At 48.5% G+C, this 9,318-nt stretch carries 9 protein-coding genes; 3 read left to right on the top strand and 6 right to left on the bottom strand.

From position 1 onward, the window contains the following. Nucleotides 1-341 precede the first annotated feature (341 nt). The 3 genes from cbiE to QUA56_RS35705 are packed head-to-tail and all read right to left on the bottom strand — an operon-like array spanning nucleotide 342 to nucleotide 2,678. Nucleotides 342-1,661: a precorrin-6y C5,15-methyltransferase (decarboxylating) subunit CbiE gene (gene cbiE / locus QUA56_RS35715; protein ID WP_333368535.1), complete on the bottom strand. Its 1,320-nt coding sequence runs from the start codon at nucleotides 1,659-1,661 to the stop codon at nucleotides 342-344. Continuing rightward, nucleotides 1,637-1,948, bottom strand: a complete 312-nt coding sequence (locus tag QUA56_RS35710; protein ID WP_333368532.1) for a hypothetical protein — start codon at nucleotides 1,946-1,948, stop codon at nucleotides 1,637-1,639. The genes cbiE and QUA56_RS35710 overlap by 25 nt, the downstream gene beginning before the upstream one ends. After that, nucleotides 1,938-2,678: a DUF1868 domain-containing protein gene (locus tag QUA56_RS35705; protein ID WP_333368538.1), complete on the bottom strand. Its 741-nt coding sequence runs from the start codon at nucleotides 2,676-2,678 to the stop codon at nucleotides 1,938-1,940. Before QUA56_RS35705 ends, QUA56_RS35710 begins: the two co-directional genes overlap by 11 nt. Before the next feature lie 176 nt (nucleotides 2,679-2,854). Between QUA56_RS35705 and holA the strand changes: the two genes are divergently transcribed. The 3 genes from holA to QUA56_RS35690 all read left to right on the top strand — a co-directional run bounded on the left by holA (nucleotide 2,855) and on the right by QUA56_RS35690 (nucleotide 6,546). Further along, nucleotides 2,855-3,832: a DNA polymerase III subunit delta gene (holA, locus tag QUA56_RS35700; protein WP_333368529.1), complete on the top strand. Its 978-nt coding sequence runs from the start codon at nucleotides 2,855-2,857 to the stop codon at nucleotides 3,830-3,832. A gap of 268 nt (nucleotides 3,833-4,100) precedes the next feature. Continuing rightward, nucleotides 4,101-5,288: an RNA-guided endonuclease TnpB family protein gene (locus tag QUA56_RS35695; RefSeq protein WP_333368526.1), complete on the top strand. Its 1,188-nt coding sequence runs from the start codon at nucleotides 4,101-4,103 to the stop codon at nucleotides 5,286-5,288. A gap of 214 nt (nucleotides 5,289-5,502) precedes the next feature. Beyond that, nucleotides 5,503-6,546 carry a hypothetical protein gene (locus tag QUA56_RS35690; protein WP_333368523.1) on the top strand — a complete coding sequence of 348 codons (1,044 nt, stop codon included), beginning with the start codon at nucleotides 5,503-5,505 and terminating at the stop codon, nucleotides 6,544-6,546. 211 nt (nucleotides 6,547-6,757) lie between these two features. Here QUA56_RS35690 and QUA56_RS35685 read toward each other — a convergent pair whose 3' ends face one another. The 3 genes from QUA56_RS35685 to QUA56_RS35675 form a co-directional block, all read right to left on the bottom strand. Next, nucleotides 6,758-6,904: a hypothetical protein gene (locus QUA56_RS35685; RefSeq protein WP_333368520.1), complete on the bottom strand. Its 147-nt coding sequence runs from the start codon at nucleotides 6,902-6,904 to the stop codon at nucleotides 6,758-6,760. 35 nt (nucleotides 6,905-6,939) lie between these two features. Then, nucleotides 6,940-8,127, bottom strand: a complete 1,188-nt coding sequence (devC, locus tag QUA56_RS35680; RefSeq protein WP_333368518.1) for an ABC transporter permease DevC — start codon at nucleotides 8,125-8,127, stop codon at nucleotides 6,940-6,942. Between the two features lie 144 nt (nucleotides 8,128-8,271). After that, nucleotides 8,272-9,276 (bottom strand): HlyD family efflux transporter periplasmic adaptor subunit, encoded by a 1,005-nt coding sequence (locus tag QUA56_RS35675; RefSeq protein WP_333368515.1) that lies wholly within the window; start codon nucleotides 9,274-9,276, stop codon nucleotides 8,272-8,274. Between the last annotated feature and the right edge of the window lie 42 nt (nucleotides 9,277-9,318).

Genomic DNA, 9,318 nt, shown 5'->3' with positions numbered 1-9,318 from the left:
CGAGACCAGAATCCTTGCAGTGCGAGCCAGAAAGCTCGCGTATAATGCAAGCAAATCATTTAGGATTGCTATATTGATTCCTTCGACAGTAGCAGTTGTTGTTCTTTGTTCAAAATATCCAACTAAGTAGATGAGTGAGAAAATACATAAGTAGTCATTGCGAGGGTCACTCCGTGAAACGAAGCAATCGCAACGGTTACGGTGCATTTAAATTTTGTTACATAGTTGGGTTTAAGCTGTTGTGCATCTAATTTGACAGTCAATTTTTCTACAATTATTGTGGAACGGGCCCCAGAACCCGGATCTGGATTCAATTTAAATGCGCGACAGCTTATTTGCGCCTACCTACTTAAGTGTCGATCGATCGTCACAATCGCGATCGGATTCAGCGCGTCAAAACGAGTTGAATTGCCCCCAGCCACAGAACGCGATAACTGCACTTGCACGATTCGGTAACTCCAGTGCGGTTCCCGGCGCACCCGATCGCCCATCCAACTCAAAACAGTAGCAATATCCTCAAAAGCTTCCATTGCCAGCACGATCGAGCCTCCAGGAAGCAGCCGCAGCGCGCAAACACCCAAAATTTTAGTCAACCCTCCGCCGCTGCAGCCGATAAAAATCCGGTGGGGGGGACGCAAGCGGTGCAAGATTTCCGGGGCGGTTCCGTAAATCGAGAATACATTTTGCAGCCCAAAACGACCGTAGTTGAACTCGATCGCAGAAGTACCAGAAACCGTTTGTTCGATCGCGTATACCTCAGATTGCGGGAATAAACGAGCAATTTCGATCGACACAGAACCGTTACCAGCACCCACATCCCAGACAACTTGTTCCGGTTGCAAAGCCAATTGTGCCAGCACCAACACCCGCACTTCCCGTTCCACCGTCAAACCAGGCCTGTCGCCGCAACCGATAAAAGCTGCATCCGGTATTCCCAACAAAGGCAACTTTTCCAAATCCAAAGGTTCTGTCGCCATCCGGGGTTCCCGCAGCATCACAACCACGCTCAGCGGTGCAAAAGACTCTCCCAGCAAAGCTGACAGAGAACGAAGGCCCACCCGCTCGTCAGCAGAACCCAAATTTTCGCAAACCCAAAACTCGTAGCGTGCGGGCAAATCTAGAGCTTTCACCAAATGTGCCAGGGCCGCCGGAGTATGAGTTTCGTCTCCGAGTACCGCAATCTTCTCAACACCGAGTTTGAGTTTTGCCGTCAGTTCCTCAAAATAACGTCCTTGAGAGCCAACAAAATGAGCGTCTTGCCAAGGGATTTGCAAGCGGTTAAAAGCCAACTGCACAGAACTGACGTGGGGGTGAAAAGTCAATTTTTCTGCCGGCAATTGGGCAATTAACAACTTTCCCCAGCCATAAAACAGCGGGTCACCCGCCACCAAAATTACAATGATTTGAGGCGAGGGGGTGGAAGGGGGCGAAAAAGTCCCTGTATCTGCCTCTAAATTCGCATCAGTCGCCAACCAGCGCTTAATTTCAAGAATTGCGGCAGTCAAATCTTCCAACACCCAAAGCTCGCACGAGTGCTGGGGGAAATAGCTCAAATGGATCTCGCTCCCTATTAGCAAAGCGGCCATTTCTACAACCTGCCGCGCCGATTCGCTCAGCCCAGCAGCTCCATCTAAACCTATACCAACAACGTGTACTGCCACTTTTTGAGCAAAAATGAAAAAACTAGACTGGCTAATTTTCCCTGGTTTTTCATAAATTTTTTCCTTGACTTTACTGTCAAACAAAAATAATTAAAGCATTTAACAGGCAATATCCTGACTGTTGTCACAGGGGAGAGGGGGAGAGGGGCGAGAGAGTGGGAGATGGGGAGAGTGGGAGATGGGAAAAAATCTTCCTTCTTCCCTCTTTCCTCTTTCCTCTTTCCTCTTTCCTCTTCCCTCTTCCTTCTTCCTTCTTCCTTCTTCCTTCTTCCTTCCTTAAAAATCAAAAACAGGCCAATTAGGTTGCCGGATGTAGCTAGTCATGTCCTCAAACTTCCGCAGTTCGGCTCGGTGGACGCACAGTTCTTGGGGCGTGTCGAGCCATTGCTCGTTTAACTCAGACATGAGGGCGCACAAACGAGCGCGGTCTAGATTTGGCCCGGTGTCCCCAAAATAAGCCAGAGTAATGTGTGCCGTAAAATGATATTGCTGTTCAATTCCCAAAGCAATTAAATCGGGATTTTGATAGATCGATCGGCGAAACTCCAGAATTTGCTTGTAAGAGTTTTCGTCCGTCGGTGCCAAACAGACACCCACAGCTCTAGTCATCAACATCAACCCCAGCACTATCCAGCGAATGGGAGGGCCGCCCGCCAAGGGTTTGCAGGCGGCAAAACGATCGCCCATACGTTCGCGCAGTTGCCCCTCAAATTCTGGATTTTGAGCGGAGGCATCTCGAAAAGCGCTGTTCCATATCAGATCGGCCAGGGTTAAATGGAAGCTATCAGGAGGCAGTGCCACGATCGCACCGTCCGCTATTTCCTCCAATAGCCGTTGTTGGATCGAGTGCAAATTACTATAAAGTGCAGCATTTTCTGCATCTTCCCCAGCAGGCGGCGTAATCACTGAATAACCTGGAAAAGGTACAGGATCTCTCCGACCTGCTTCGTCGGGCTTAAATTTTGGAGATTCCTGAATGTGTTCCACCTGGGACTTGTAGGAGTCCAGCAGCGTCATGCGCGCCACCCGATTTACGTAAGCTTGATAAGTATCATCCAATCTTGATTTCCTCGCGGTGACATACTCCCACACCAAATTTTATATTATGGTGCGGGCTTCCAACAGTCCTATTCAGGATATGTTGGACTTGCGGAGCGTGCAACTCTGATTTTTTTTGCTACTGAGCGTTTTTCATGCAAATTTACCTGTTTTGGGGAGAAGACGACTTTGCCATCGCGCAAGCTGTGAAAAGTTTGCGCCAAACAGTCCTCGACCCCAACTGGGCTAGTTTTAACTATGACAAAATTATTGCCGATCGAGCCGACGCTGTGGTCGAAGGACTCGATCGAGCCTTGACGCCGCCCTTCGGTACCGGCAGCCGTTTTGTCTGGCTGGCAAATACGACTGTAACGCAGCAGTGCTCTCCTGAACTGTTAGCGCAATTTGAACGGACGCTGCCAGTGATTCCCCCTACCACCGTGTTGCTGCTGACATCCGTCAAAAAACCCGACAGCCGGCTCAAGTCTACCAAGTTACTCCAGTCCGCCGCCGAAGTGCGGGAATTTTCGCCGATTCCACCTTGGAATGACAAAGAACTAGCCCAGCGGGTGCGCCAAGTCGCCGGCGAAATGAACGTAAAATTGACCGCCACGGCGATCGAACTTTTGGCCGAATCCATTGGCAGCGATACCCGCCAGCTATACAGCGAACTCGAAAAATTGCTGCTGTTTGCGGGCAACCGCAGCCAACCTTTGAACCCGGAGGAAGTTGCAGCACTGGTGCACTGTCACGCCCAGAATACCTTCCAGCTAGCCGATGCGATTCGCGAGGGCAATACCTCCGCCGCTTTGGGTTTACTGGCAGGCTTAACTGGCCGCAGCGAGCCTGGTTTGAGGATTGTGGCGGGCTTGACTGGTAAGTTTCGGATTTGGCTGTGGGTAAAGGCGATGATCCAAGCGGGCGATCGCGATGATAAAATTGCTCAAGCTCTAGACCTCGGCAATCCGAAACGAGTATACTACTTTCGCCAAGAAGTCAAGAACGCCAGCTTAGAAAAACTGCAAAAAAGTTTGCCTTTGCTGCTAGACTTAGAAGCTTCTTTAAAGCGGGGCCGGGAAGAAATTTCAACCCTGCAAACCAAAGTTATAGAACTCTCTAGCTTGTTTCGCTGATGTCCGACAGCGCAGCGGGAGGGGGTCGTCACTGTAAATTTTTACAACAAATTTCATCGGGGTATGTGGTTGATGCGCGATCGGCGGCCAAAAGGTTTTGAATAGATAGTGACATCCTCCCTCACCAAATTCGTCATGACCCTAGCTTTCATCAAAAAAAGGGGTCTGAAACCCCGTCCTTTTAGGACGGCTTTACATGAATTTTTGTTAAGGTAGACCATTTCACACAAGACGTGCTAGTATGTGAAATAGTGTAATTAATGTCAGCATGATACTAAAAGCCTTCAGCTATCGATTCTACCCAACGCCGGAACAAGAAAGTTTGTTGCGACGTACTTTGGGTTGTGTTCGTTTGGTCTACAACCGTGCTTTAGCCGCAAGAACGGAAGCTTGGTACGCAGAACAGAAACGGGTAGCCTATGCTGAGACTTCTTCAATGTTAACCGAATGGAAGAAAACCGAAGAACTAGATTTTCTGAACAAAGTTAGCTGTGTGCCATTACAGCAATGCTTGAGACATTTACAAACGGCTTATACCAATTTTTTTGATGGGCGGGCAAAATATCCTAACTTCAAAAAGAAACGCAATGGTGGTAGTGCAGAATTTACCAAGTCAGCATTTAAGTTCAGAGATGGACAAGTCTACCTAGCAAAAAGCACACAAGCGTTACCAATTCGTTGGAGTCGGACACTACCTGATGGTGCAACACCATCAACCTTAAGCGTGAAGCTTGCACCATCAGGTAGGTGGTCAGTTTCTCTGCTGGTAGATGTTGAAATTGAAGCATTACCCAAAACAGATAATCAAGTCGGTATCGACCTGGGAGTTACAAGCTTGCTCACTCTAAGCACTGGCGAAAAGATTGCCAATCCCAAAGGATTCAAGGCAAAGTATCGCCAGCTTAGAAGAGCGCAAAAATCTTTAAGTCGCAAGCAAAAAGGGTCAAACAACCGTCACAAAGCACGGCTTAAAGTAGCGAAAGTGCATCAAGAAATCACTGATGCAAGAAAAGACAATCTTCACAAGTTAACAACGCGGTTGGTGCGTGAAAACCAAACCATCGCCGTAGAAGACCTAGCTGTGAAGAATATGGTTAAAAATCGGAAACTTGCCGCTTCTATAAGTGATGCAAGTTGGGGGGAATTAGTCAGACAACTTGACTACAAGTGCGATTGGTACGGTCGTACTTTAATTAAGATCGATCGCTGGTTTCCCAGTTCAAAACGATGTGGCAATTGCGGTCACATCGTTAACAAGATGCCGTTGAATATCCGGGAATGGGATTGCCCTCAGTGTGGTACTCACCATGACCGAGATGTAAACGCAGCAAAAAATATTTTGGCGGCAGGGCTTGCCGTGTCAGTCTGTGGAGCGACCGTAAGACCTGAACAGAGTAAATCTGTTAAGGCTGGTGCGAAATCCCCTAGGGGACGGAAGCAGAAAGCTAAGTCGTGAGTCTTAGGAATCCCCGTGCGTTTACGCCGGGGTGGATGTCAACCACGCGCGGAATCGAAGATTATGGTGTGGGGTCTCCCGCCGAGTTAGCTAGAAATACTCTCAGAATGCGACAGTAGAAGTTAATGTGGTAAATACATATTGTCCGCCGCCGAACGCCGATCGGTTAATATTATTTACCGGCTCTCCACCCCCCCCCAAAAGAGCGCTACCCATGACACAACAGAACCTGCGGGAACTTCTCAAGCAGGGCGATCCAAAAGCGATCGCATCTAGCATCAACCGTACACTCAAACCCAAAGGCATCAACGCCGATGTGACGCGGGACAACGGCTGCCTCCACATAATTCTGGAGTCAGACAAAGTACCGAGTCAAATGGCATTGGTCGATTTCATCCGCAGCGGGATGACGAATTTGGGAGTCGAATCAATTCACACTGTAAAAGTTTACGGGCGTCGAACAGGTGACGGCTCGCCTGCGTGGGAAGATGAAATCGATCTGATGCCCGCGGAGCCAATGCTTTACGCCTCCGAGAGTGGAATGCCAGACGACTCTATAGGTTTAGATGATGTCGAGCCCCAAGGCGAAGACTATTATCAAGAAGGAGAATTCGATCGAGAAGACGACGAGGAAGACGAAGACGACGAGGAAGACGAAGATCGAGCCCCGCCTCCGAAAAAACAATTCCCAAAATGGGTAATACCTGTGGGTATCTTAGTGCCTCTGGCAGCGATCGCAGGGCTTTTCTTTACTAAAACTTTCCCCTTCGGCGGCTCGAACCCAGAACCGAGCGCCCCCGAAGCTGCTTCCCCTTCCCCGAAAGCCGCATCTCCTGCACCAAAAGCCGCTGCATCCTCTCCGGGTGCATCTCCGGGCATCCCACAAGCAGCCTCTCCTGCACCAAAAGCAGCTCCCACTGCTGCTGCGCCCGCAAGCCCAGCTCCGACATCTCCGGCGCCCAAAGCTGCACCAGCATCTCCGGCGCCCAAGCCAGCCTCTCCTGCACCAAAAGCCGCCGCGCCTAAGCCCGACTCTTGGAGGGAAGCCGTTAACGCAGGTCAGAAGGCAGCTATTTTAGCCCAGACGGCTCAGTCTCAAAATGAGTGGATTGCAGTAGCAAGCGAGTGGCAGAAAGCGGTTGGGCTCATGAGAGCAGTGCCGTCAACTAGCCCGAACTATCAAAAGGCTCAGCAAAAAGCGGCAGAGTATCAGGCTAATCTGATTGTTGCCAACCGCAGGGCTGCAGCAGCGCCTTAAGAGTTTTGAGTTTCGAGTTTTGAGTTGAATACTCGATGTGTAAAAAGTCAAAAGTCAAAAGTTAAAAGTTAAAAATCTTGTTTTTACTGAAACCTTTCTTACTTTTGACTTTTTTCAACTTTACTAAACTGAACTTCCCCCCGGCAAAAAAATTGAAACTGTCTCAATGTCCGACTTCGGGGCATTTTTGAGTAGCCTCAGATGGGTACAATCAATGAAACCTTGATGTGGCGGTGGTTTCGGTCGATCGTTTGTCTATTTCCAGATGGGCGGCGATCGGCGTATTGATGACAAGCCGACCGTGGGTACAGACAATAGAGCCAAAAGCAGAAATTCGCTTACTGTGCAAGGGTTTCATACTTTTAAACTTCCCCTTGTGACGAGAAGTTCAGCTTAAAACATATCAGCCGGATCGGCTGCTTGCAGCTTGCGAGTGGCAATGGCTCCCGAAATAGTGCACATAATCACGTTCAAGATTAATACTGCAACCGCTCGAATCAGCGTCATGTACAGGGGTAAATTTGTGGCTTTGCGAGTTAAAGAATAGAGTCCGAAAGAGACTCCTACTCCGCCGGGCAAAAAACCGAGGAAGGAAAGAATTAGAGCTTCTTCAAAAACGATGCCGAGTAAATAAACATGGCGGTAGCCCATCGCTTTGAAAGTAGCGTATTCTCCGATGTGGTCGCTGACATCGGTTGAGAGAATTTGATAAACAATAATGACACCAACTACAAAACCCATCGCTACGCCTAAATTAAACACAAAGCCGATCGCAGTATTCTTAGCCCAATAGTTTTTCTCAAAATCGATAAATTCTTGTTTGGTTAGTACCTTGACATCCGGCGGTAAATATGCTTTCAAAACTTGTTGAACTTCCACGGGGTCAGCACCCGGTTGCAGTTGAATTAATCCGGCATTAACACTCGCGGCGTTTTGTCTGGGAAACAGGCGCAGGTAATTTTGATCGCTAGTCATCAAAATACCGTCGGCGGCAAAAGATGCTCCAACTGTAAATAAACCGCTGACGTTAATCGTGCGTCGCTCTACCTCAGCTTTAACGGATTTGCCTCCAGCGATTTGGGCGATCGTCTCTTGGTAATCTCCCCTAGAAGCTCGATCGAACAACACAGTATCCGGCAATTTGATCGCGCTCAAATTTTGGTTGACTTCGGGAAGCGCAAATGCAGGGCGATTCGGATTGAAACCGACCACCATCAGCGACGTTTCGCGCCGAGTTTCGGGATTTTTCCAGTTAGCTATTTTCACGTAAACCGGCTCGGCTGATTTCACACCAGGTACGTTCATTGCTTGATACAATCTGCGTCGCGGGAAGGAAGACAAATTTATCAAATTTCGCGCTTGGGGATGAATCAAAACTAAGTCTGTTTGCAAGGTTTCGTGCAGCCGCGTATTGCTGGTGTAGAGGGCATTTTGGAAGCCTAACTGCATGAACATCAAAACGTCAGCAAAGGCAATTCCTGCTACTGCAACGAGCATTCGCCCTTTGTCGTGACTCAGTTGCAGCCATCCGATGGGAGTTCTGCGTCTTAACTGTTGTAAGGGTTTTATTAGTCTAATCATAGGATTTTAGATTTTAGATTTTGGATTTTGGATTGAAGAAAGCGACCTTGCGGTTTAAGTCTTCTTAATCTTTAATTTCCCCGATTTTAGATTTTAGATTTTGGATTTTGAATTGAAGAAAGCGACCCTGCGGTTTAAGTCTTCTTAATTTTTAATTTCCCCGATCGCCACTTTGACTTGTAAATTGGTTAATCCCGCTACTTTCTGGCTGGAAGCTCGATCTAAGCGCACTTTTACTTCCACAATTCGACCATCAATATTCGCAGAAGGATCGGTGTTAACAATGTTTTGCCGCTGCACTTGCAAACCAATATGTTCGACAGTTCCCCGCAATTCCCCACTCAAAGCATCGCTAGTAATTTTGGCGGTTTGTCCGAGGCGTACTTTTTCCACATCGGTTTCGTAGATTTCCGCAACAGCTAGCATCTCGCGAGTTTGTCCGAGTTCGACAATGCCGTCGTTTCCCACCCTTTCCCCCGGATGCGTGTGAATTTTCAGGACTTGGGCATCTCTGGGAGCACGGATGTAAGCTAGATCCAGATTGGCTTTGGCGCCTTTGGCTGCTGAAGCGGCGGAACTGACTTCGGCGGCGGCTGCTGCTATGTCAACGGGGCGTACTTCGGCGATGCGATCGAGATTTGCCGCGGCTTCATTAATCTGCTGTTGTCGAGATTCCTCAATTTGGCTGAGTTTGGCTTGGGCTTCGTTAATTTGTTGTTGGCGGGATTGCTGAATTTGGTTGAGTTTGGCTTGGGCTTCGTTAATTTGTTGTTGGCGGGATTGGCGAATTTGATTGAGTTTTGCCTTTCCTTCGTTGAGTTGCTGTTGGGCTGTTTCGGCGGCGAGGCTTTTGCTGTCGCTAGTTGAGGCAGAAATCGCTCCCTGTTCGTACAGTTGGGAGTAGCGCCGATCCTCGCTTTGGGCGTTGCGGAGTTCGGCTTGTAGGCGGGCAATTGCGGCTTTTTGAGTTTGAATTTCTCCTTGCTGTTCGGCCCTCAAGCGGGCAATTGTGGCTTGTTGTGCTGCGATTTCGGTGCTGCGATCGATTTCTAGACGCGCAACGATCGCCTGTTGCGCTGCGATTTCGTTGCTGCGATCGGCGGATAAACGGCTAATAAGTACCTCAACAAAATTAATTACACAAATCAACTAATATGATATACTGAAAATATCAAGTTGTATTCAAAAAAA

Source organism: Microcoleus sp. N3A4 (assembly GCF_036701805.1).
Taxonomy (GTDB): Bacteria; Cyanobacteriota; Cyanobacteriia; order Cyanobacteriales; family Microcoleaceae; genus Microcoleus.
This window is presented reverse-complemented; position numbering and strand designations above follow the sequence as displayed.